This is a genomic window from Okeania sp. SIO2B3 (genome assembly GCF_010672525.1).
Lineage (GTDB): Bacteria > Cyanobacteriota > Cyanobacteriia > Cyanobacteriales > Microcoleaceae > Okeania.
This window is the reverse complement of the sequence record NZ_JAAHGH010000085.1, coordinates 1-25961: the sequence shown is the minus strand read 5'-3', so window position 1 is coordinate 25961 and position 25961 is coordinate 1. Positions and strand designations below refer to the sequence as shown.

The window sequence follows — 25961 nt, the reverse complement described above, 5'->3', positions numbered from 1 at the left end:
GTAACTTCTACATTCTCCAACTGTAGCGCAGCATTTTCCAAAACATGAAACACCCGATCGCCTATTCCAGTCTCACTCCCCGCATCAATAACAGCTTTTTCCTCTCCCTGTGAAATAACTGTTATTTCTCCACCTCCAGCAACAATATCTAAATCTCCAGTGGCACCAGCATCCTCATCACTCCCTGCAATAGTCAGATCATAAGTTGCTCCTGCCGTAAGTTGAATAGTATCGTCTTCCGGTGTACTATTAGCTTCAATTATTGCTTCCCGCAAAGAAGTCACACCATCACTATTATCAACCACATCATCAGTAGTATCTACCACAATATCTGCCAATACCCCTGCATAACTTGCCCTAACTTCCGGTGTAAATGCTAACACTGACTTGAGTTGACCAAATATTACTTCTAAATTCCAGTTACCACCTCTGCTAAGATTTCCAGTTAGTGTTTCCGAAGCAGCAATATTTGCTCCTGTAAGTTGATGCAGTTGTCGGACAAATTCTTTACCTTCTTTACCACTTGCCACCTGACAACCATAAATCAATATTTCCCCACCAGCAGATAAACACTTGCCCCACTTTTGAATACTCTCACTATATTGATGAATGTTGTCTAGACTTAGAATAGTGCTTCCCAGGTACAAAGTATTTTTTGCCCCATGAGAAATAATATGAATTGTTTCTAGTTGATGGTATTTACCTAAGTTTTCAGCTATTTGGTCTATACCATTTTCATTGGGTTGTAGGATAACTACTTTTGTCTGAGGATCGACCTCTGCAATGAGATGATGGTAATTTTCTACCTTGGAGTCGATGAATAAAAGTTTGGTTTGATTCATAATCTAGGAGGGTTGTAGAGGAAAACTTTAAAAGTATACCATCATTTTGTATTATTTCCTCATTTCTTAATATTATTTTATGTTAAGAGTTTATCCTCTCAGGAAGAAATCATCCTCACTAATAGATGCAGTATTCGTGAGATTAACAAATTCACCACCACTGCCAAATTCTGCTTCTGTTCCATTTGCATTGTAGAACAATTTACCATTGTTGCTATTGTAAACAATGACTGCTTCTGAGGTTTCGGCATCAGCATCACTGGTAACTATGGCAAATTCAGCATCGACACTAAAACCTGTTCCTGAGTCACTGGTAATAGCTGTAAAAGTGCTTTTATCTAGGAAAATTACATCTTGTCCCGGAACAAAGTCAGTAATGTCATCTACTCCAATATCATCTGAGTTAAATTCATCAGTCGTATTGAAAATAAAACGGTCAATACTAGCACCACCAGTCAGAGTATCGTCGCCTGTACCACCATTGAAACGATCGCGTCCCTGACCACCAACGAGAGAGTCGTTACCATTACCACCAAAGAGGAAGTCGTTATCTTGACGACCTTCTAGAGTATCATCGCCGTCTTTTCCATAGAGGAAGTCGCTACCTCGACTACCGATAATTTGGTCATCATCACCACGACCATTAATAGTGTCATTACCTGTCAGACCTGTAATGGTGTTGTTTTCATCTGTGCCGTTGAGGCGATCGCTTTGAGGAGTGCCAGTTATCTGCGGTGAATTTTGTAATTCCACTGCACCAATATCAACCCCCTCTCCTACAAAGCGCGGTTCCCCTCGTTGGTCGGTTGTAAGTGCGTTGGGATTACTGCCTGCATCAACAGCGGGACTATTGGAGAGAGGTAAATGAGTGAAGGTAGGCCCACCATTGTCAGCAAGGTCTGCAAGTAGAGGGTTGGTGATACCTGTTTGGTCGTTGTTACCGTTGAAGTTACTGATGGCGTTACCTGTACCAATGAGATTGTTGCCACCACTGATCAGAGTATTATTACTTTCTACGGAGTTAACGTCACTGTTAACAAGGGCGGAGATAATGCCAGTAAAATTACCAGAGATAATGCTTGAGGTGACAGTCGTAGTAGGATTGTAATCATAAAAATAGAAATCATTATTGTAATATAAATTGTTGTGAAATATACCACCACCGCGATTATTACTAATCGTGCTATTGCTTACCGTAACTGTATATGAGTTATGGATGCCACCACCACTATTAGCTAGATTACCACTAATCGTACTATTAATGATACCTATGCTACCGCCGTATTTGTTATGGATGCCACCACCACTATTAGCGAGATTATCACTAATCGTGCTATTAATGATATTAGCCATACCATTAAAATCATTGTTAACACCACCACCACTGCCCCCAAATACAGCAGAATTATCACTAATCGTGCTATTGTTAATATTCAATGTACCCTTATTGTTGACACCACCACCATCACCTCTGTAACCTAATTCTGTAGATTCAACTAAATTGCCACTAATTGTGCTATTATTAATGTTGACTGTGCCTAAGTTTTCAATGCCACCACCACTATAGGCAGAATTATCATTAATCGTACTATTGCTTATACTTATACTTGCTGTACTTGAGTTGTGGATGCCACTACCACTACCACTAGATACCGAATTACCATTAATAGTGCTGTTAGCTATAGTTACTCTACCTGAATTGTATATGCCACCTCCATCAGTTCCGTAACCTAATTCAAAAGAGCTAACTCCCGTTGTGGTAACTAAATTACTAGTAATAGCGCTGTTAGCTATAGTTGCTGTGCCTGAGTTGTATATGCCACCTCCATCATATCCGTAACCTAAGGCGATCATATCCACTTCCATGGTAACTAAATTACCACTAATAGTGCTATTGTTGAGACTGACTATGCCTGAGTTAAAGATGCCTCCACCAGAACCATCAGTTACAAACCCACCAGTAACTTCTACATTCTCCAACTGTAGCGCAGCATTTTCCAAAACATGAAACACCCGATCGCCTATTCCAGTCTCACTCCCCGCATCAATAACAGCTTTTTCCTCTCCCTGTGAAATAACTGTTATTTCTCCACCTCCAGCAACAATATCTAAATCTCCAGTGGCACCAGCATCCTCATCACTCCCTGCAATAGTCAGATCATAAGTTGCTCCTGCCGTAAGTTGAATAGTATCGTCTTCCGGTGTACTATTAGCTTCAATTATTGCTTCCCGCAAAGAAGTCACACCATCACTATTATCAACCACATCATCAGTAGTATCTACCACAATATCTGCCAATACCCCTGCATAACTTGCCCTAACTTCCGGTGTAAATGCTAACACTGACTTGAGTTGACCAAATATTACTTCTAAATTCCAGTTACCACCTCTGCTAAGATTTCCAGTTAGTGTTTCCGAAGCAGCAATATTTGCTCCTGTAAGTTGATGCAGTTGTCGGACAAATTCTTTACCTTCTTTACCACTTGCCACCTGACAACCATAAATCAATATTTCCCCACCAGCAGATAAACACTTGCCCCACTTTTGAATACTCTCACTATATTGATGAATGTTGTCTAGACTTAGAATAGTGCTTCCCAGGTACAAAGTATTTTTTGCCCCATGAGAAATAATATGAATTGTTTCTAGTTGATGGTATTTACCTAAGTTTTCAGCTATTTGGTCTATACCATTTTCATTGGGTTGTAGGATAACTACTTTTGTCTGAGGATCGACCTCTGCAATGAGATGATGGTAATTTTCTACCTTGGAGTCGATGAATAAAAGTTTGGTTTGATTCATAATCTAGGAGGGTTGTAGAGGAAAACTTTAAAAGTATACCATCATTTTGTATTATTTCCTCATTTCTTAATATTATTTTATGTTAAGAGTTTATCCTCTCAGGAAGAAATCATCCTCACTAATAGATGCAGTATTCGTGAGATTAACAAATTCACCACCACTGCCAAATTCTGCTTCTGTTCCATTTGCATTGTAGAACAATTTACCATTGTTGCTATTGTAAACAATGACTGCTTCTGAGGTTTCGGCATCAGCATCACTGGTAACTATGGCAAATTCAGCATCGACACTAAAACCTGTTCCTGAGTCACTGGTAATAGCTGTAAAAGTGCTTTTATCTAGGAAAATTACATCTTGTCCCGGAACAAAGTCAGTAATGTCATCTACTCCAATATCATCTGAGTTAAATTCATCAGTCGTATTGAAAATAAAACGGTCAATACTAGCACCACCAGTCAGAGTATCGTCGCCTGTACCACCATTGAAACGATCGCGTCCCTGACCACCAACGAGAGAGTCGTTACCATTACCACCAAAGAGGAAGTCGTTATCTTGACGACCTTCTAGAGTATCATCGCCGTCTTTTCCATAGAGGAAGTCGCTACCTCGACTACCGATAATTTGGTCATCATCACCACGACCATTAATAGTGTCATTACCTGTCAGACCTGTAATGGTGTTGTTTTCATCTGTGCCGTTGAGGCGATCGCTTTGAGGAGTGCCAGTTATCTGCGGTGAATTTTGTAATTCCACTGCACCAATATCAACCCCCTCTCCTACAAAGCGCGGTTCCCCTCGTTGGTCGGTTGTAAGTGCGTTGGGATTACTGCCTGCATCAACAGCGGGACTATTAGGGAGAGGTAAATGGGTCAAGGTGGGGCCACCATTATCAGCTAAGTCTTCAAGTAGAGGGTCAGTAACTCCTGTTTGGTCGTTGTCACCGTTGAAAATCTCAATGGCACTACCTGTGCCTATGAGATTATTGTCACCACTGATTAAGTTATCATTATTTTCTGTGAAGTCAACGTCACCATTGAAATATCTAGAAACAACGCTAGAGATGAAGTTACCAGAAACAATGCTAGAGGTGACAGTAGTAGTGGGAAAATAATAATAATAAGAATCATGGTTGTGAAGAATGCCACCTCCTTGAGAAGCTCTATTCAAAGTAATGGTACTGTTGCTAATAGTAGCTGTCCCATCAGAGTTTTGGATACCACCACCAGCGAATGCTGAGTTTCCACTAATCGTACTGTGACTGACACTGATAGTTCTTTCATTCCTGATGCCACCACCATCGAATGCTGAGTTTCCACTAATCGTGCTATTGTTAATATTGGCTGTACCAAGATAGTTCCTGATGCCACCACCCTCACCTCCATAACCTAATTCTGTAGAGACAACTAAATTGCCGCTAATGGTACTATTATTGATAGTAAGTGTGCCTCTATTGCTAACTCCACCACCATAGTATGCCGAGTTTCTAATAATCCTACTATTATTGATATTAAGTGTGCCTCCGTTCTTGATACCACCACCATCAACTGCTGAATTTCCACTAATGGTACTATTGGTAATATTGGCTGTACCTGAATTACTAACACCACCACTCTCCAAAATTGATGAATAACTATGATAGTTACCACTAATCGTACTATTATTGACGTTAAGCGTACCCAAGTTACTAATACCGCCAGCACCATAAGTTGACAAATTACCACTAATCGTGCTATTATTGATATTAGCCATGCCAAAGTTACTAATACCACCAGCACTATTAGTTGAGGAATTACTACTAATCGTACTGTTGTTAATATTAACTATACCTGAATTGCTAATATAAATAGCACCACCTCCTGGAAAATTATTTATTACCCCACCAGTGATTTCTACATTTTCCAACTGTAGCGCAGCATCTTCCAAAACATGAAACACCCGATCGCCTATTCCAGTTTCACCCCCAGCATCAATAACAGCTTGTTCCTCTCCCTGTGAAATAACTGTTATTTCTCCCCCACCAGCAATAAGATCTAAATCTCCCGTAGCAGCAGCATCTTCCTCACTCCCTGCAATAGTCAGATTATATGTTGCTCCTGCCGTCAGTTGAATAGTGTCATCTTCTGGGGTACTGTTAGCTTCAATAATTGCTTCCCGCAAAGAAGTCACACCATCACTATCATCCACTACATCATTAGTAGTATTCACCACAATATCTGCCAAAACGCCAGCGTAACTCGCCCTCACTTCTGGAGTAAATGCGAATGCTGACTTAAGTTTACCAAATATTACTTCTAAATTCCAGTTACCACCTTTGCTAACATTTCCAGTAAGTGTTTCCGAGGCAGCAATATTTGCTCCTGTAAGTTGATGCAGTTGTCGAACAAATTCTTTACCTTCATTACCACTTGCCACCTGACAACCATAAATCAATATTTCCCCACCAGCAGATAAACATTTGCCCCATTGTTGAATACTCTCAACATATAGACGAACATTGTCTAAATTCAGGATACTATTTCCCAAGTACAAAGTGCCTGTTTCTCCATGAGAAATAATATGAATTGTCTCGACATCTAGGCATTTACCCAAACTTTTAGATATTTGGTCTATACCATTTTGATTGGGTTGTAGGATAACTGTTTTTGTCTGAGGGTCAACCTGTGAGATAAGGTAATGGTAATTTTCTACCTTGGAGTCGATGAATAATAGTTTGATTTTATTCATAATTTAAAAGGGTTTTCAAGTATCAGAAAAAAATTATAAATAACCTAAAACTAACACTGATGCGACTACCACTAATTCTTTCTTTGTGAAAATTTTATATTTTTCGATTCAAACATATATAGACATCTCCATCAAAGAGGGAGTAAGCTAAGACACATTTAAAATGCACTTTAGCAAGTCAAAAGTCAGAATTCATAGGAGTTGTACTTTTAATTAGGTACACAACAAATAAGTGGTTTAAATGCACAACAGCTTAGAGGAAAAGAATTGATGAATCAGAGTTGCGATCATTAATTTGATTTTTTATTATTGGAGATGTCTATTGAGTAATTTTATCCTCTGAGCAAGAAATCATCCTCACTAATAGATACGATATTCGTGAGATTAGCAAATTCACCACCACTGCCAAATTCTGCTGCTGTACCGTTAGCATTGTAGAACAATTTACCATTGTTGCTATTGTAAACAATGACTGCTTCTGAGGTTTCAGCATCAAAGTCACTGGTAACTATGGCAAATTCAGCATCGACACTAAAACCTGTTCCTGAGTCACTGGTAATAGCTGTAAATGCACTTTTGTCCAGCAGAATTATATCTTGTTGTGGCACAAAGTCGGTGATAATATCTAAACCTTCGCCAACAGCTAATTCAAAAATATCAGCATCCTCACCACCAGTCAGGGTATCTATTCCTTGACCTCCAATTAACGTGTCGCTATCTAGATCGCCTGATATTGAATCGTTACCAAAACCCCCATCTATTAAATCACTATCTTTACCACCAAAAGCAATATCGTTACCTTCCTGACCAAAAACTGAATCACTACCTCTGTCTCCCCTGAGAAAATCTTCGCCTATGTTGCCAAAAACTAAATCGTCATCTCTACCACCATATATTGTGTCGTTACCTGCATCTCCATTGAGAGTATCTAAATCTCGATTACCAAATAAAACATCGTCATCATCTAAACCATTAATTACATCGTTACCATCCAACCCAAAAATGCTATCTTGTTCTATTGTACCATTGAGAAAATCAGCTTCAGCAGTGCCCATGATTTCTTGTGTAGGTTGTAATTCCACAGCACCAATATCAACTCCTGCACCAGCAACTCGAGGTTGGCCTCGTTGGTCAGTGGTCAATGTGTTGGGATTACTACCTGCATCAATGACAGGACTATTGGACAGAGGTAAATGGGTCAAGGTGGGGCCACCATTGTCAGCTAGCTCTCCCAGTAGAGGGTTGGTCACACCTACTTGGTCGCGATCGCCATTGAAGCTATTGATAGCGAGACCGTCAACTGTGCCAATCAAGTTATTGTTGCCACTGGTGAAGATATCGGCACTTTGTGTAATGCCAACATCATCGTTAGCATTACCCGAGACAATGCTAGAGGTTACTGTTGCGGTTCCACCAACTGTGATGCCATTAGCAGCAGAAACAGATGAGTTGCCAATGATAGTGCTGTTACTGATATTAGCTGTGCCGAAGATATAGATACCAGCAACTAATAAACCTGCTGAATTGCCACTTATAGTGCTGTTGTTAATACTGGTTATGCCTGAGATTAAAATCCCACCACCAATACCTGCTGAGTTACCACTAATAGTGCTATTATCAATACTGGCAGTGCCTGATAAGTTCCTGATACCACCACCATCGTTACTAGCTGAATTATCACTGATAGTGGTGTTATTGATATTAGTTGTACCCAAATTATAGATGCCACCACCAGAATCTGCTAAATTGCCAGTGATAGTGCTGTTAGAGATATTGATTATACCTAACAAGTAATCTGTAGTGCCTAAGTTTTGGATACCCCCTCCACTACCACTATTAGCTGAATTATCACTGATAGTACTGTTGTTGATACTGATTGTACCTGTGTTGTTGAGAATGCCACCACCTGAAATTGCTGAATTATTACCGATCGTGCTGTCGCTGATATTAGCTATCCCCAAAAAGTTGTGAATGCCACCACCACCGCTATTATTTGAATTGCTAGTAATAGTGCTATTGCTGATACTGACTGTACCTGAGTTATTTATACCACCACCATTTACACTTGTCGAGTTACCACTAATAGTAGTATTAATGATATTAGCTGTACCTCTATTAAATATACCACCACCTGAATCACCAGTTACCAACCCACCTGTAACTTCTACATTTTCCAACTGTAGAGCAGCACCTTCCAAAACATGGAAAACCCTGTCATTAATTCCACTTTCACCCCCAGCATCAATAACAGCTTTTTCTTCTCCCTGTGAAATAACTGTTATTTCTCCACCACCAGCAACAATATCTAAATCTCCAGTGGCAGCATCATCTTCTTCACTTCCTGAGATAGTCAGATTATATGTTGCCCCCGCCGTCAGTTGAATAGTATCGTCTTCCGGGGTACTATTAGCTTCAATTATTGCTTCCCGCAAAGATGTCACACCATCATTATTGTCTACCACATCATTAGTAGTATCCACCACAATATTTGCCAATACTCCTGGATAACTCGCCCTCACTTCTGGGGTAAATGCCAATGCTGACTTGAGTTGACCGAATATTACCTCTAAATTCCAGTTACCACCTCTGCTAACATTTCCAGTCAGTGTTTCCGAGGCAGCAATATTTGCTCCAGTTAGTTGATGCAGTTGTCGGACAAATTTTCGACCCGACTGACCACTTGCTACCTGACAACCATAAATCAAGATTTCACCATCAGCAGATAAACATTTGCTCCACTTTTGAATACTCTCACTATATTGATGAATGTTGTTTAAACTCAGGATACTATTTCCCAAGTACAAAGTGCCTGTTTCTCCATGAGAAATAATATGAATTGTCTCTACATCTAGGCATTTACCAAAACTTTGAGATATTTGGTCTATACCATTTTGATTAGGTTGTAGGATAACTGTTTTTGTCTGAGGGTCAACCTGTGAGATGAGGTAATTATAATTTTCTACCTTGGAGTCGATAAATAATAGTTTGGTTTTATTCATAGTTGATAAAGGTTTTCCAGTACAGAAAAAAAATTATTATAGCGGTTTTCAATTAAGTAGAATAGAGTAGGGACTTTCCATAACGTCTCTACAACGGTTTTTGTGATTAAGAGTATATTCCATCTTTCTGAAAACCGCTATAATACGCTAACACTTATGCAATAGCCACAAACTCCTTCTTTGTGAAAATTTTATATTTTTCGAGTCATATCATGTCCGGTAGCATCGGTATTGTATAGAGAAGGTAAGGAAGACCGAAGTTGGAAGAAGGAAGAAGCTTTAAGAGAAGGAAAAACCATTAATGGCGCTAGATATTTCCCCAACTTTATACACGCTCCGATACCAACGGACATGATATCACAAATAATTAGGACTTATATCGAACCCCCGATCGTATCTTCATAAATATGCGCGTTTTTTTAGCTAGGAGACAGGAGTTCAATTATTAATTATTAATAATTGTTGAAACACCCAAAGGAGAAACCGGGTTTATTGCCCTATTGTCAAATCGCAAAATTTTGTCGAGTAACCCGGTTTCTGCGTAAGTCCTAATAATGAATTTTATCCTCTGAGCAAGAAATCATTCTCACTAATAGATGCAATATTAGTCAGATTAGCAAATTCACCACCACTGCCAAATTCCGCTTCTATACCGTTAGCATTGTAGAACAATTTACCGTTGTTGCTATTGTAAACAATGACTGCTGAAGAGGTTTCGGCATCAGCATCACTGGTAACTATGGTAAATTCAGCATCTACAGTAAAACCTGTTCCTGAGTCACTGGTGATAGCACTAAACGTGGTTTTGTCAAGTAGAATGATATCTTGTTCCGGCACAAAATCAGTGATGCTATCTATACCGATATCCTGGGAGTCAAATTCATCAGTTGTAGCAAAAATAAAGCGGTCTATGAATAAAACTTTAGCTTGATTCATGGTTTGGATTCTGTTTTTTTGTTGGAATTTATACTTAACATCGGCAGGACTTACGCATGAGTTACGAAAAACTAGGATTTAAGATGGCTTTCCGTTCTGGACTGCTCCGCAAACCCTGTAGATCCCTTCGGACGAAGATACGTTGTACTGCGCCTACTTATGGTAAATCTGGATTTTAGCAAGTTATGCAGATTTTGACAGTAGAAATCTCCAGAAAAGAGATTGATGATTTCTGTAGGATAATTGATTTGACTTTTTATTATTGGAGATGTCTAATAGAAAGGCCAAAATTTACAGAATTTTTATTTTTTGAAATAGTAAGGTAATGTTCCATAGACAGCTACAAAATTCAAAAATTAAATCCATTCAAATCCATAAACTATCAAGTATTTATCTCTATTCCCTCTTTCGGTGGAGATGTCTTGTCATCTTTACTCTCTTACCGAATAATTAAGGTAAAAATCCTCTCACTCGCTGTGGAGAAACAAGAAAAAATTTTCATTATTAGTCAATCCTATCCATTTTCACTCTCGAGGTAATTATTAATTATTAATTATTAATTGTTGAACCCACCAAATGAGAAACTTTGGCCTGATTGGAACTTATGTTTATAGAACCCATTTGATAGCTATATAATTATGGTAGTCAAGTCTTTTCGCGCATCAATTTTGAGGAAAAATCAGCTATAAGGAGTGTTTTTTGTATTATTTCTCCCCACATCTTCCCTTTTCCCTCTTACCAAAAAATGAGGTCTCAAGCCTCCCCTTTTAAGGGGATGAAAAAATATTTAACTCAGTATTTCAAGCCTCCGACTTTAGTCGGAGGTTAACTGATAACTGATAACTGATAACTGATAACTGATAACTGAAATGACTATATTATGCTTGTGGCAGCGCTACCAAATTTAAACACTTCACGATCGCAACCCGGTTTTTCTTAATTAAAATTTTATATTTTTAAGAGCCACACATAATGATTAATTTTATTAACCTAATCTTAATTATAAGCACATTTACTCAACACCAAAAAATTAATTTTTCTAACGTGGCATATTTAGTGTAAAAATGAAAGCAGAAACAATAGATTTCTTACAGAAGTAAGTTAAAAGTTAACACAGGGGGAGGACATCACCTCTGTCAAAATTGCGGTTAGGTTCTCCCTAACTGAATAATCCCGCGTTGTCGCGTAAGCGCAACTTCGGGAGTATGTCAAGAGAAACTGATAACTGATATGTAGATACAGTTGTTAAATTACGATAAACCATGAATATACAAATAGTTACAACACAACCTTTTAGTGACCAAAAACCAGGCACTTCAGGACTCCGCAAAAAAGTGCCAACTTTCAAACAACCCCGCTATCTAGAAAACTTTATTCAGTCTATCTTTGATAGTCTAGAAAACATTCAAGGTCAAACATTTGTGCTTGGTGGTGATGGTCGCTATTACAACCGTCAGGCGATCCAAATAATTCTGAAAATGGCTGCCGCTAATGGAGTGGGTCGAATGTTAGTGGGTCAAGGTGGAATTCTTTCTACTCCTGCTGCTTCCTGCATTATCCGCAAAAATCAAGCCTTTGGTGGTATAATCCTTTCTGCTAGTCATAACCCAGGTGGACCAGAAGAGGACTTTGGTGTTAAGTACAATATTAGTAACGGTGGTCCTGCACCGGAAAAAGTGACAAGTGCTATTTATGAACGCAGTAAAGTTATAGATAGCTACAAAATAATGGAAGCTGCGGATATTAATTTAGACCAATTGAGCAGTCATCAGTTAGGGGAAATGACTGTGGAAGTTATTGACTCTGTAGCAGACTACGCTGAGTTGATGGAATCATTGTTTGATTTTGGCAAAATATCAGAACTACTCAAGTCTGGTAAGTTTCGGATGTGTATGGACTCATTACACGCTGTGACTGGAGGTTATGCTAAAGATATTTTTGAGCAACGGTTAGGTGCTCCCGCAGGTACAGTGCAAAATGGTATACCTCTAGAAGATTTTGGTGGAGGACATCCAGACCCGAATTTGGTATATGCTCACGACTTAGTAGAAGTCATGTTCGGAGATAATGCTCCTGACTTTGGTGCTGCTTCTGATGGGGATGGCGATCGCAATATGATTTTAGGAAAAAATTTCTTTGTGACTCCTAGCGATAGTTTGGCAGTATTGGCGGCTAATGCTAAGTTAGTACCAGGTTATAGTTCCGGTTTGGCAGGTATTGCCCGTTCGATGCCAACTTCGGCAGCACCAGACCGAGTTGCTGAGAAGATGGGTATTGACTGTTATGAAACTCCAACTGGTTGGAAGTTTTTTGGTAATTTGTTAGATGCGGACAAAGCTACTCTTTGCGGTGAGGAGAGTTTTGGTACAGGGTCTAATCATGTGCGGGAAAAAGACGGACTTTGGGCTGTTTTATTCTGGTTGAATATTTTAGCAGCACGGCAAGAGTCTGTAGAAGATATTGTGAAGGAACACTGGAAAACTTACGGTCGCAATTATTATTCTCGCCATGACTATGAAGGGATAGAAACAGATAAAGCTAATATTTTGATGGGAAATTTGCGTTCCCTATTGCCTTCTCTTCCAGGAAAGAAATATCCTCAATATGAGGTGAAATATGCTGATGATTTTAGCTATACTGACCCGGTAGATGGTAGTGTTAGTGCAAAGCAGGGTATTCGTATTGGTTTCACTGATGGTTCTCGCATTATATTCCGACTTTCAGGTACAGGTACTCAAGGTGCAACTCTGCGGTTATATGTAGAAAGTTATGAGCCAGATGCTAGCAAACATGATGAAGATACTCAGGAAGCTTTGTCTCCTCTGATTAGTCTAGCAGACGAAATAGCTCAAATTAAAAATCTTACAGGTAGGGAAAAACCTACTGTAATTACCTAGTTTAAGAAGGTAGAGGAATTACCCCATCCCACAAAGAGCCAAAACTCTATCCTTAAAGACTGGGTTTACAGCGGTTTTCATTTGGGTAGACCACTATAGGGGCTAATGGCCATTAGCTCCTACAGAGTTTTGGTTGTAACGTGAGGCGATCGATCGGCAAAAGCGCTTAATTACAAAATATCTTGAGAATAGCGATCGCCTACCAAAGATAATTTTGTCTACCTTTGTAAAAAGTCTCACACATCCTTCTACCCAAGGCAGGCTTTAAATAGCTATCATTTTTTGTCTGTTCCATCTGCTCGTTGGCATTCGAGATGGTCTGCAAAAGACTCGAAAGAGTCAAAGCATCGGTGTATAAGAGCGACTGCTTCCCGATATGTATTCTCGTCAAACTCAATGTTATGCAGTTCCTCCTTTCCATCTTGATGAATATTGTGGTTCATTTCAATTTCCTGATGGGAACTAGCAAAGTACTGTAGGGACTGGTCATAGCCACAACGCTGGACTAGATCGACTAGATACTTGAAGAAGACCTTTGCTGTTGCTTCTAAGACCAATGGGAATATAATGCGAATTCTGTCATCGCTAGCACGCAAAAGAGCGCTGATAAGTTGATAAACAAAGTCTCGCACGGGTTGGTGAGTGGCTCCGAACAGCCAGGGGACATCCCGTTTGCAATTGAGTTGTTCGATGTCAAGCAAATACCATTGCTCGTGTCCTGCATCTTCTACCATCAAACTTGCTGCCACTTTTTTGAGGACAGAGTCGGAAATTAGGTTATGAGTGAGCCGTAGCATATCTTGGAATGTCAAGATGAAGAAGTAAAAGTGGGGAGCAATAGCTTGCAGATCATCAATCTGGGAAGAATTATCAAGGGATCTAAAAAGTGGTTGACTTTCGAGTTTCTTCTGCCGCTCCTCAATAATATTCTGCACATCTTCTATCGTCCATCGTTTTTTTTGTGTGATAGTTTCTGCAAGTTTAGGGGAAACTGATGAGGAAGATTGGAGTTGTTGGTTCAATTCTTGCTTGGCTGTAATGTTGTGCATTGTCTTCATAAAAGGTATCTAGAAATAAATAATTTTTAATTTTGAAAAGTCAGTTTAGTTCAAAGACAGAGTAATGGTTATATTTTGTTGCCTTTTGGCTTTTTGAATAAAACTGGAATTATACAAGATGAACTATACACTATACTAATCATAAAAGAAGCTTCTGGTACGGGAAATATGAAATTTTCTCTCAATGGCGCTTTGACTATTGGTACTTTAGATGGTGTAAATGTGGAAATTCGCCAGGAAGTGGGAGAGGAAAATTTCTTCCTGTTTGAGCTAACAATTGAAGAAATCCAAGAACTGAAGGCTAATGAATATAATCCCAGAGATTACTATAACTCTAATCCTCAGTTAAAATAGGAGATACATAAGTTATGTTAGAACCAGCAAAAACTGTAGAGTTATTTCACAAACATCTAGATCAAAAAACTTTTGCACCAGGAGATGTAATTTTTGAAGATGGGCAAAAAGCTGATGTAATGTATGGAATTATTGAAGGAGTAGTCGAATTATTTGTTAATGGTCAAGTTGTGGAAACAATTAAAAAAGGTGATGTTTTTGGTGAAGGAGCGCTAGTTCACGAAGAACATACTCGAGCTTCTACTGCTATTGCCAAAACAGAATGTAAATTAGCTTATCTTGATCAAGAACGCTTTTTATTTGTAGTTCAAGAAACACCTTTATTTGCTCTGTCTGTAATTCGGAGTTATTCCGATCGTCTTCGTCGCCTTAAGCATTCTATCTAGTTATTAAGCTATTTATCATAAACTTGGTAAATACTTAAATAATTTTAGTTACGAGTTTATCAACCCAACTAAATACCCTTAATAATAATATATTTGACAAATTGATAGTGTATGTTAAGGCACAGAAATCCAGAAGTTAATTTGGTAAGTTATCCATAAAGTCAAACACAAAACTAACGTGCCGATAATTTCATCCATTCCATAATGAATTAAAAATTTGTTCTGATATAATACTGAGGTTGTAATTAACTAAACATACTCCTAATGAGCCAGAAAAAACCACAATAAATTGGTGATTACTCAGTCTCCAAATTGGTAACTGAACTGCATGAATACTTGATAAATTATCAAGCTTATTATGAAGTAATGTAGGGATAAATTATCAGGTAAACTAGGAACTTCAGATAATACTGAAGAAGAAAGAGAACTAACTCAATAAATGAAAATAGTTACTAAAAAAATGTCTTTTTTTTGGTAATCTAAATGACGTTATTTCAGCTGCAGATAGATTAGTTCAAGCTCAAAGTATGGTATCAGAAATGGAACTGGATGAAGATTTGTATGGAAATACAGTAGAAAATTAGTGCAAATAGCTTTGTCCTAATATCTCTAAAGTATATTGAATGCTACGAAGTTATCGACTAAAACATAAGTAAGCAACTTATTCTGAAAAGGAGAAATAAATGGCTAAGAATTTACTCGAACAATTACGAGAAGTAACCATCGTTGTTGCGGATACAGGTGATATTCAAGCAATTGAAAAATTTCAACCACGGGATGCTACTACTAATCCCTCATTAATTACTGCTGCAGCTCAGATGCCACAGTATCAAGAAATTGTGGATGAAACCTTGAAAAAAGCAAGGGAAGAGTTAGGAATAGAAGCTACTCCTTCTGATGTAGCAAATTTAGCATTTAAGAGACTGGCAGTTGCTTTTGGACTTAAGATTTTACAGATTATTCCAGGGCGAGTATCTACAGAAGTTGACGCACGACTATCCTATGATACAGAATCAACAATAGCTCAAGGACGAGATTTAATCGCTCAATATGAAGCAGCAGGAGTCTCTCGCGATCGCATCTTGATTAAAATTGCTTCTACCTGGGAAGGTATCAAAGCCGCTGAAGTATTAGAAAAAGAGGGTATTCACTGCAACTTAACCCTACTATTTGGTCTGCATCAGGCGATCGCTTGTGCTGAAGCTGGCGCAACTCTGATTTCTCCTTTTGTAGGTAGAATATTAGACTGGTACAAAAAGGAAACTGGGCGAGACTCTTATCCTCCTGCGGAAGACCCCGGTGTATTATCTGTGACTCAAGTCTACAACTACTACAAGAAATTTGGTTACAAGACTGAAGTCATGGGAGCTAGCTTCCGCAACATTGGTGAAATCACAGAATTAGCAGGTTGCGACTTGTTGACTATTTCACCTGGTTTGTTGGGTGAGCTAGAATCAACTACAGGAGACCTACCGACGAAACTTTCTGTTGATCAAGCAGCTGAGTCTGATGCCGAAAAAATTGCCTTAGACAAAGAAACATTTGATAAGATGCACGCTGAAAACCGCATGGCATCTCAAAAACTGGATGAAGGTATTAAAGGTTTCTCCAAAGCATTAGAATCATTGGAAAATCTATTGGCAGAACGCTTGACTCGTCTAGAGGGAGTCACTCATGCAGCAGAAGATATTTTCCATATCTATGACTTAGATGGTGATGGTTTCATCACTCGTGAAGAGTGGGCCGGAACTGATGCTGTATTTGATGCTCTAGATATCAATCAGGATGGTAAAATTTCTCCAGAGGAAATGGCATCTGGTTTAGGAGCTGTGTTCCAATTAGCTAAGGTTTAGTTGTTAAAAAGTATTTCCTGACGGAATGCTCCGCAAGCAGCATTTCAGCGTTTAGCAGTCAGCTGTGCGCTAAGGGGATACACTCCTGCTAAAATTAAACGACAAGCTAGAAGTCGGGGATTTAAACCCAAGCTTTTAGTGTGCTGAAAGCTGAGTGCTGTTTGCAGAGCATTCCGGTACGGAAAATGCTGATAGCTAGTTATATCATGTCCGGTTGAATAGTTATAAATAAACGATGGAGTCCTCAGGAGTCAGTCCTCAGGAGTCAACCCACCCCTAACCCCTCCCCCTCCCAGGAGGGGAAGTCAGGGGGGAAGAAAGAAGGAAGAAGCAAGAAAAAAGAGGAAGAAAAGGAGAAAGTTTTTTGATCACTAATTATCCGGACATAATATTACTAAGACTTACACAGTAGAACGTATTTCCATCATTGCGACCCACAGGAAAGCAATCTCAAATGCTACTTTTTGGAGCCTCCTGCGTAAGTCCTGATTACATTAAAGCCTAGTTTTATAGAACCCATTTGGGATCTTTCTTAGACAGTATTTTTCAGACTTTTTACGTCTATTGATACCCACTCTTTAGGCCTGGTTTTACTATATTGTTGACTCCATTGATTAAAAGCAATTTGTAATTTTTGGTAATCAGTGTGTAGCATTACCCGTTAGTTTATACAAATCAATAGCAGTAGGAAATTTAAGTTTACTATCAGGATTACTGGAATTGTGATTAAGGATGTTCCTAGTTAGCCATAATCCCCAATTGTAAGCATGACGAGCTACAAAGCGTGTGTTTAACCAGTAATGTTTTTTGCTGATTTGTGGGATGCAACTCAGTCTTAAATCCTAGTAGCATAAAATAGATAATTAGAGATTATTATAGATAATATCATGTCCGGATAATAACGTGATAGAACTTCGTTCCGCTTACGCGACCAAAAAATCTTTTCTCTTCTAACCTTTTCTTTCCTCACAAGAGTGCGCATTCCCGAAAAGGAGTCAGCATTCCGCAAGGGAGCTGGCGTCGTCGCCAAGAGAAGAAAAATTTTTCATGATTAGTCAATTCTCTTCTTTTCAAGGAGAGGTAATTATTAATTAGGGCTTGCTGATTAAATATCAAAGCATTGACTGATATTGGTTTGCTGCCTTTTTTTGCCTTGAAAAAGTGCAAGCTTTTCGGTCGCTCAAGCTCATGCATGCTAGTATTTTGGGGCGATTATGGCAGAACAATCTTGGGACAATAATTCCTCCTACCTCCTCTAAAATTCCCATTTCTCCTGTCTCCTGTCTCCTGTCTTCCCCTCCACCGGAGGGGGAGGGGCGAGGGGTGGGTTGTCTCCTACCCCTACAAAAAGACTTTTTCAGCAAGCCCTAATTATTAATTATTAATTATTATTATTAATTATTGCTGTTTGCGTAGCATGACCTAGGAAAGGGTTTCTTCCAATTTTAACCTAATTCTATACACGCTCCGATGCTACCAGACATGATATAGCTATCTTTAACGCCCCTACTCAATTATTTATAACTATTCAACCGGACATGATATAAGATATTAACAGTAAATCATTTAGGATTGCTATAGCGGTTTTCATAAAGGTAGACTACAAAACTTCTGCCCTCAGCTCCCGCTGCCTTCTGCCTTTAAGTCAAAATCTCTGTACTCTATGAAACATGAAAACTGCTATATCTATTAATTCTTATCAATAACCAGAATAATATAAAATGCATGATTTAGTTAAATTTACTCTCAGAGATATGATTGAATGTAGTTTAAAATTACGCCAACTAGGTAATGAAGCAGCCAGTATGGAAGAAATAAGCAATAGGATTGTCAATTACCTTTATAATAATTTAGCTAATTACCAAACAAAGGAAAAATCTTGTGCTTTAATCCGCTTTTTTAAAACCCATAATTTTGAGGATTTAGAGCCACATCTACAACAATTTGCTCAACAAATACTAGAAGATAATTGTAGTACTGAACAGTTAAAATGTTTAATACTTTTAGCAACTGTTGGTGAGTGGGAAGAATGGAATAATCGCCTTAACTCTAGAGGTCATCAAGCTATCCCTCTATCTTGTCGGAAAGTAGTAGAAAAAATTCCAATGATTTCTCAATTAATTTATCAACTTGGTTTAGATATTAATTCACTACTCAAACCTGAACCTCAACAGTTAATTGAATTAGAACAAAAAAACTATAATGTTTTTTATGTTCCTGATGCAGTTTATAGTGAATACATTCCAGCAAAAGAAAATTTTGTAATTCCTTTTGGAATTAAATCTGTTTTAGCTTTTGGAGGCTTGTTACCTGATGGTAATTTGTTTGCAATAATTATATTTTCTAAAGTAAAAATTCCTCGTGCTACAGCAGAAATGTTTAGCACTTTAGCTTTAAGTATTAAAACAGCTATTTTACCTTTTATTGGTAATAGAGTTTTTAATAGTTATTGTAATCGAATTTCTGCTGTACCAAAGGTTGAAGAATTAAATTCAAAAATTTCTACTTTGACCCAATTACTTGAGGTTTCAGAACGGTCTACTCTCAAACAATCAGACTATTTAGAACAAACTATTAATCAACTTCAGACAACTCTTGAAAACTTAAAAAATACTCAAAAAGAGTTAGAAATAAAACAAATTGAAGCTGAAGCTGCTAATCGTGCTAAAAGTGAATTTATTGCAATGATGAGCCATGAAATTAGGACTCCCATGAATGGGGTTTTAGGAATGACAGAATTACTATTAAATACAAGTTTAACTTCACAACAACGTGATTTTATTAAAACAATTTGTGATAGTGGAGATGCTCTTTTAAATATTATTAATGATCTGCTCGACCTTTCAAAAATTGAATCAGGAAAACTAGAATTATACTACGAAGCTTTTAATTTACAAGAATGTCTTGAATTGATTATTGATTTATTTGCTCCTAAAGCATTTAATCGAAAAATAGAATTAGCTTACTATTGGCATCCTTCTACTCCTAAAAATATTATTTTAGATTCCCGAAGAGTGCGTCAAATTTTAGTAAATATTCTGAGTAATGCTTTAAAATTTACAGAAAATGGTGCAGTGACTGTATCAGTATCTAGTCAAGTTATTAGTCAAGGAGAAAAAAAACCTTATTACCAATTTGAATTTGCTGTAAAAGATACAGGAATTGGTATTTCTCTAGAACAACAAAATCGTTTATTTAAACCTTTTAGTCAAGTTGATAGTTCCACAACTCGTAAATATGGAGGAACAGGTCTAGGTCTTGTTATTTGTAAGCGTTTAGTAGAAATGATGGGAGGTAAAATTTGGGTAGAAAGTCAGCTAGGTAAAGGTTCAACTTTCTATTTTACTGTTACCGCCAAAATCACAAGTGATGTACCAGAAATTATTCCTGCTAGTTTGTCGGGAAAAAGAATTTTAATTGTTGATGATAATGCTACTAATTGTCAAATTTTAACCCAACAAATACAAGACTGGAATATGTTACCTGTCGCTACACAACAACAAAATCAAGCTTTAGAATGGTTAAGGCAAGAGAGAGATTTTGATGCTATTATCTTAGATTGGAAAATGCTAAATATGGATGGTTTAACTTTAGCTAAAGAAATTAGAAAGTTACGATTTGATCGAGAATTACCTTTAATTATAATAACTTACTCAAAAGTGCCTGAACGAGAAATAGTTAGTAAAATCAATTTTTCTGCTGTATTAACAAAACCTATTAAGCAATCTCAACTGTATGAAACATTAGATCGTGTTTTTAGATTAGAACAACCAAAAACCATAGTACAATCAAATCCTCTGAAAATTATTAAACCTATTAACAATTCTGATCTTTCTATTCTTGTTGCAGAAGATAATCAGGTAAATCAAAAAGTTGCTTTGTTAATGCTGAAAAATTTGGGTTATAGTGCGGATGTAGCAGTTAATGGCTTAGAAGTCATTGAAGCAGTACAACGTAAATCCTATGATATTATCTTAATGGATATGGAAATGCCAGAAATGAGTGGGGTAGAAGCTACTTGTTGGATTCGTCAACATTTTCCAGATAGCCAAAAACCTTATATTATCGCCATGACTGCAAATGCAATGGAAGAAGATCGCCAAATTTGTTTAAGTTCAGGAATGAATAATTATATTTCTAAACCCGTGAAAATTGACAAGTTAAAATCAGTATTACAACTTAACCAATAGACTTCTCTAGAAAAAAGGGAGTAGGGAGTAGGGGAAAAAAATTAATAATTTCTGTGGGATAATTAATTTTCTTTTTTATTATCAGATAATTAGTTATAATAAATTTTTTGTTTGTAGTTGGGCCTTATATCATGTCCGGTTGAATAGTTATAAATAGAGGAGTCATTTCAGTTATCAGTACCTCTGCAATAAGGAGGCTTGAAATATGATGAAATCCGGTTATAGAACCCCTGAGTGGTATCTTTGCACGGGGTATGTGCTTTTGGTTGCGGTGTTCAGTCCTCACAAGTTGTGGAAATTCAGGAACGAGAATATAGGAAAAAGCGGATACGACCCTGCGACGCTTAGTCCCAAGCGTTCAGACCCCTTGGGAATGCTGACTCCTTTTCGGGAACGCGCACTAAGCAGGTTGAAATTTGCTCCCTACTCCCCTACTCCTCTACTCCCCTACTCCTCCTCTATTTTTAAATAGAACCCATTTGGGATCTATAAAGTTGTCGCACTCTAATACTTGCATTCAATTCAAGTATAAAAGACCGGAATATCCCTAGATAATTCCTACTCTCCTGACTCCTGACTCCTGAATGATACGATAACTAAATTATCCAGATACTATATTACTTATTCTTTCTAAGTCAAATGAAAAAAAAAGAGTCAAAACCCCGACTGTTATTCAGATGGAAGCCGTTGAATGTGGTGCTGCTGCCCTCAGTATCATCCTCGCTTACTACGGTCGCATTGTACCTCTAGCCAAACTCCGGCAAGAATGTGGAGTTTCCCGCGACGGCAGCAAAGCATCCAAAATAGTTGTTGCTGCCAGAAATTACGGAATGGAAGCAAATGGTTTCAAAGCAGAAACCCTCGAGCAACTTGACGAACTATCTCCCCCCTACATTGTATTTTGGGAATTTAATCATTTCTTGGTCGTAGAAGGATTTAACAAACATCAAGTTTTCCTCAACGACCCTGCTACCGGACCTCGCAAAGTTTCCTGGGATGAATTTGATGAAGGCTTTACCGGAGTTATCCTCACTATCGAACCTGGAGAGTACTTTGAAAAAAGTGGTCGTAAACCAAGTATCATCCCATTATTATATGAAAGACTGCGACCATCTTTAGGAGCAATAATTTATTGTATCATCGCCGGTTTTCTGCTAGTAATTCCCGGTTTGATAGTACCAGTATTTAGCCAGATATTTGTTGATAATATTCTTGTGGAAAATCGTACTAACTGGTTGCGACCTCTAGTGTTGGGAATGGCGATCGCCACGATATTACAAACTTTACTGACTTTATTACGACTACGCTACCTGAGAAAATTAATGATTAAATTATCTGTAGGGATGTCTAGTCAGTTTATGTGGCATATTCTGCGACTACCAGTAGGATTTTATGCTCAAAGATATGCTGGAGAAATTAGCGATCGCGTCAATATCAATAATGAAGTTGCCCAGGTGCTTTCCGGACAGTTAGCGACTACAGTTATTGATACAGTAATGATAGTATTTTATGGGTTGGTGATGTTTGCCTACGACCGCGTACTAACTTTAATCGGAATTTGTTTTGCTGCAGTAAATATATTGGCTTTGCAGTGGGTATCTCGGCAACGGGTAGATGCCAATATGCGATTAGTACAAGACGAAGGTAAACTTGCGGGGGCAAGTATTGCGGGGTTGCAAAGTATGGAAACCCTAAAAGCATCGGCGCTGGAGTCAGACTTTTTTTCTCGATGGTCTGGATATTATGCGAAAACTGTGAATACTCAACAACAGTTGGAAGTGACAAACCAAGTTTTAGAGATTTTACCAACATTTTTATCATCCCTAACATCAGTATTGGTATTAGTAGTGGGTGGTTTGCGAGTCATGGAAGGGGAGTTGAGTATTGGAATGTTGGTAGCATTTCAGAGTTTAATGTTAAGTTTTCAGCAACCTGTGAATACTTTGGTTGGTTTTGGCAGCGCTCTCCAGGAATTAGAGGGAGATTTGAATCGACTGAATGATGTATTGAGCAATGAGACGGAGGCAGAAGGCAGGAGGCAGGAGGCAGAAGGCAGGAGGCAGGAGGCAGAAGGCAGGAGGCATCCCCCCCATACCCCCTTTGGAAGGGGGGAGACTGAGCAAGTATTTGAAGAATCAAAACTCAAGGGTTATGTAGAATTGCGGAATATTACATTTGGCTATTCACAGGTAGATCCACCTTTAGTCATAGATTTGAATTTGTCGTTACAACCAGGGCAAAAGATAGCATTAGTTGGTGGCAGTGGTTCGGGAAAATCGACGATCGCTAAATTAATTTGTGGTTTGTATCAACCGTGGGAGGGAGAAATTTTGTTTGATGGTGTTCCCAGAGAGGATATTTCCCCTACAGTATTAACTAATTCTCTGTCGATGGTGGAACAAGAAATATTTTTATTTGGTGGCACTGTGCGGGATAATTTAACTTTGTGGAACCCGACAATATCGACGACTCAACTGATGAAAGCTTGTCAGGATGCTGTTATCCATGAAGCAGTGATGGCACTTCCTGGTGGATACGATGGTGAGTTATTAGAGGGGGGAGGAAACTTAAGTGGGGGTCAAAGACAGAGGTTAGAAATTGCTCGTGCTTTGGTAAATAATCCCACAATATTAGTAATGGATGAGGCAACGAGTGCTTTGGATGCGGAAACAGAGAAAATGATTGTTGATAATTTTCAGAGTCGGGGGTGTAGTTGTATTATTGTGGCGCATCGCTTGAGTACTATTCGTGATTGCGATGAGATTATTGTCTTGGAATATGGTGAGGTGGTGCAGCGTGGCACTCATGAGGAAATGTTGCACGAGGAAGGGGTGTATCAGGGGTTGATTAGTTCTGAAAGTTAATGAGTGGAGGAATGGGGAGATGGAGACCCACCCCCAACTATATAATAAGTGTTCAACCGGATTTGATATTAGTTGTCCTGCTCCCATCATTTCAGTTATCAGTTATCAGTTGTAATGGTAAAGACATATATTTTTTAATTTCTTACCACACTGCTTCATAAAACCAATATAAAACGTCATAGTTAGTGACATTTTAATGTTTACTTCCTGCTTCCACCGGAACTGTCGGCAGCACTCCGTCCACAGGCATCAACGGTCAAGCCGACCGCATTTCTTAAATTAGTATACTTTTTAACGTATTGTATCGTTATTCTTTGATTAAGTCAATGCTCCCCATCTCCCCATCTCCCCATCTCCCCATCTCCCCATCTCCCATCTGCCTTCGTTCAATAGGTTGACAGAGAATAAAATAAGCGTTAAGATATAAAAAATTTATCCTAGCCTCTTTGTGATTATTAAATTTTTATTTCAGGACTTACGCATAACTACTACAGATAGTAGGGATTAACGGCCGTTAACCCCTACAAATGGTGCATCATATCAAATCCGGTTATACAGTAATCGCACCATTCAATGAAGTCAAAAGTCAAAAGTCAAAAGTCAAAAGTTAGATTAGATCTGAAATCCGGTTATGTGGAATCCGGATAATTTAGTTGATGAAAAACTTTGTACCTTCTCAGCTTATTCTTTCCCTTTTGCCCTCTGCCTTCCTTTTGTAGATACGATAAGTATTTAACCGAATAATTAATAATTAATAATTAATAATTAAATAATTCTGGTTTAAAGCCTCCCCTTTTAAGGGGAAAAAAGCGGTCGAGAGATGGCGCAATTCGGAGCGGCTCTGTCAAGAGCGGGTCTCCTCGCCATATCTAATCGACCAAGAGAAGAAATAATATTTCCTTATATTCAATTCCGTAACGGTTTTAACCTTCTTGTAATTATCAATTATACATTATCAATTATCAATTAATGAACGGATTCTATATCATTTCGTCTTTCGCGTAAACCCTGTATTTGAGAAATAAATCAATTATTTGCAGAGCTTGAATAATTCATTTATAATGATTATGCTTAACTTAACTAATTATCAACAAACCGACCAAATTTATCTCGGAACTCGTACTCTTGTCTACAAAGCAGTCCGAGAAAGCGATCGCCAACCTGTTATAGTTAAAGTTCTACGCAACTCTCACCCAAATTTCAATGAGTTACTCCAATGGCGCAACCAATACACAATTACCCGTTATCTGGAACATTCTGCCATTGTTCGACCTCTTGCCCTAGAATACTATGGTCATGGTTATGCTCTGGTGATGCCTGATGACGGTGGACTATCACTATCTGAGTATTGGCAAACATCGGACCCAAACCTAGGGGATTTTTTCACCATTGCCATGCAACTAACTGAAGCTCTGCATTATCTTAGCAAACAACGCATCATCCACAAAGACATAAAACCCGCCAACATCCTGATTCACCCGGAAACTAAGCAAATTAAGCTGATAGACTTTAGCATCTCCAGTTTACTACCAAAAGAACAGCAGCAACTTATCAACCCCAATATTCTAGAAGGGACTCTTGCCTACATTTCTCCAGAACAAACCGGACGGATGAATCGAGGTATTGACTACCGTACTGATTTTTATTCTCTGGGGGTGACGTTTTTTGAACTCTTGACTGGGAAGTTACCCTTTGAAGGCAACGATCCTATGGAATTAGTGCATTCTCATATTGCTCAAGCAGTGGAGTTTCCCGCAAGTAGCGAGCAGTTGAAAATTCCGGCAATGCTCAAGAAAGTGGTGCTTAAGTTAATGGCCAAAAATGCCGAGGAGCGCTATCAGGGTGCTTTGGGTTTGAAACACGATCTAGAGCGATGTCTGGAGCAGTGGAAAGCCACAGGAGAAATTACCCAGTTTGAAGTTGGGGAGCGGGATGTATGCGATCGCTTTATGATCCCGGAAAAGCTCTACGGAAGGGATAAAGTTGTTCAAACTTTACTCAATTCTTTCGAGCTTGTAGTGGGTGGTGCAAGGGAACTAATGCTCGTAGCAGGATT

13 protein-coding genes and 1 pseudogene are annotated in these 25961 nt (G+C 38.5%); 7 read left to right on the top strand and 7 right to left on the bottom strand.

Translation table 11 applies throughout. From position 1 onward, the window contains the following. The 5 genes from F6K15_RS29795 to F6K15_RS29775 form a co-directional block, all read right to left on the bottom strand. Positions 1–842 (bottom strand): DUF4347 domain-containing protein (locus F6K15_RS29795; protein ID WP_293068236.1); only part of this gene is annotated, 842 nt, incomplete at its 3' end. A 90-nt stretch (positions 843–932) separates the two neighbouring features. Next, positions 933–3644, bottom strand: a complete 2712-nt coding sequence (locus tag F6K15_RS29790) for a DUF4347 domain-containing protein (RefSeq protein ID WP_293068234.1) — start codon at positions 3642–3644, stop codon at positions 933–935. A gap of 90 nt (positions 3645–3734) precedes the next feature. After that, positions 3735–6368: a DUF4347 domain-containing protein gene (locus tag F6K15_RS29785; RefSeq protein WP_293068231.1), complete on the bottom strand. Its 2634-nt coding sequence runs from the start codon at positions 6366–6368 to the stop codon at positions 3735–3737. A 332-nt stretch (positions 6369–6700) separates the two neighbouring features. After that, positions 6701–9367, bottom strand: coding sequence for a DUF4347 domain-containing protein (locus tag F6K15_RS29780; RefSeq protein ID WP_293068229.1), 2667 nt, complete (start codon positions 9365–9367; stop codon positions 6701–6703). Positions 9368–9928: 561 nt separating this feature from the next. Further along, the gene (locus F6K15_RS29775; RefSeq protein WP_293068226.1) at positions 9929–10303 is read right to left on the bottom strand and encodes a hypothetical protein; all 375 of its coding nucleotides are present in this window, start codon (positions 10301–10303) and stop codon (positions 9929–9931) included. A gap of 1262 nt (positions 10304–11565) precedes the next feature. Here F6K15_RS29775 and F6K15_RS29770 point away from each other — a divergent pair. After that, a complete protein-coding gene (locus F6K15_RS29770) occupies positions 11566–13200 on the top strand; it encodes an alpha-D-glucose phosphate-specific phosphoglucomutase (protein ID WP_293068223.1) in 1635 nt (544 codons plus the stop codon). 102 nt (positions 13201–13302) lie between these two features. On the opposite strand, the gene F6K15_RS29765 is transcribed toward F6K15_RS29770, so the two are convergent. After that, positions 13303–13440, bottom strand: a complete 138-nt coding sequence (locus F6K15_RS29765; protein WP_293068220.1) for a hypothetical protein — start codon at positions 13438–13440, stop codon at positions 13303–13305. Positions 13441–13475: 35 nt separating this feature from the next. Further along, entirely contained in the window at positions 13476–14249 is a 774-nt protein-coding gene (locus F6K15_RS29760) for a hypothetical protein (RefSeq protein WP_293068217.1), read from the bottom strand. Between the two features lie 153 nt (positions 14250–14402). Between F6K15_RS29760 and F6K15_RS29755 the strand changes: the two are divergent. The 6 genes and pseudogenes from F6K15_RS29755 to F6K15_RS29725 all read left to right on the top strand — a co-directional run. Further along, positions 14403–14609 (top strand): annotated as a pseudogene (locus F6K15_RS29755) (glycogen/starch/alpha-glucan phosphorylase); the annotation flags it as partial. A gap of 17 nt (positions 14610–14626) precedes the next feature. After that, positions 14627–14998 carry a cyclic nucleotide-binding domain-containing protein gene (locus tag F6K15_RS29750; protein ID WP_293068215.1) on the top strand — a complete coding sequence of 124 codons (372 nt, stop codon included), beginning with the start codon at positions 14627–14629 and terminating at the stop codon, positions 14996–14998. A gap of 683 nt (positions 14999–15681) precedes the next feature. Next, on the top strand, positions 15682–16851 hold the full coding sequence (locus F6K15_RS29745; RefSeq protein ID WP_293068212.1) for a transaldolase: 1170 nt from the start codon (positions 15682–15684) through the stop codon (positions 16849–16851). A 1721-nt stretch (positions 16852–18572) separates the two neighbouring features. After that, on the top strand, positions 18573–21041 hold the full coding sequence (locus F6K15_RS29735; protein ID WP_293068207.1) for a response regulator: 2469 nt from the start codon (positions 18573–18575) through the stop codon (positions 21039–21041). A gap of 677 nt (positions 21042–21718) precedes the next feature. Beyond that, positions 21719–23905 carry an NHLP family bacteriocin export ABC transporter peptidase/permease/ATPase subunit gene (locus F6K15_RS29730; RefSeq protein ID WP_375341094.1) on the top strand — a complete coding sequence of 729 codons (2187 nt, stop codon included), beginning with the start codon at positions 21719–21721 and terminating at the stop codon, positions 23903–23905. A 1067-nt stretch (positions 23906–24972) separates the two neighbouring features. Further along, positions 24973–25961: serine/threonine-protein kinase (locus F6K15_RS29725; RefSeq protein WP_293068204.1), on the top strand; the 989-nt coding region annotated here is incomplete at its 3' end.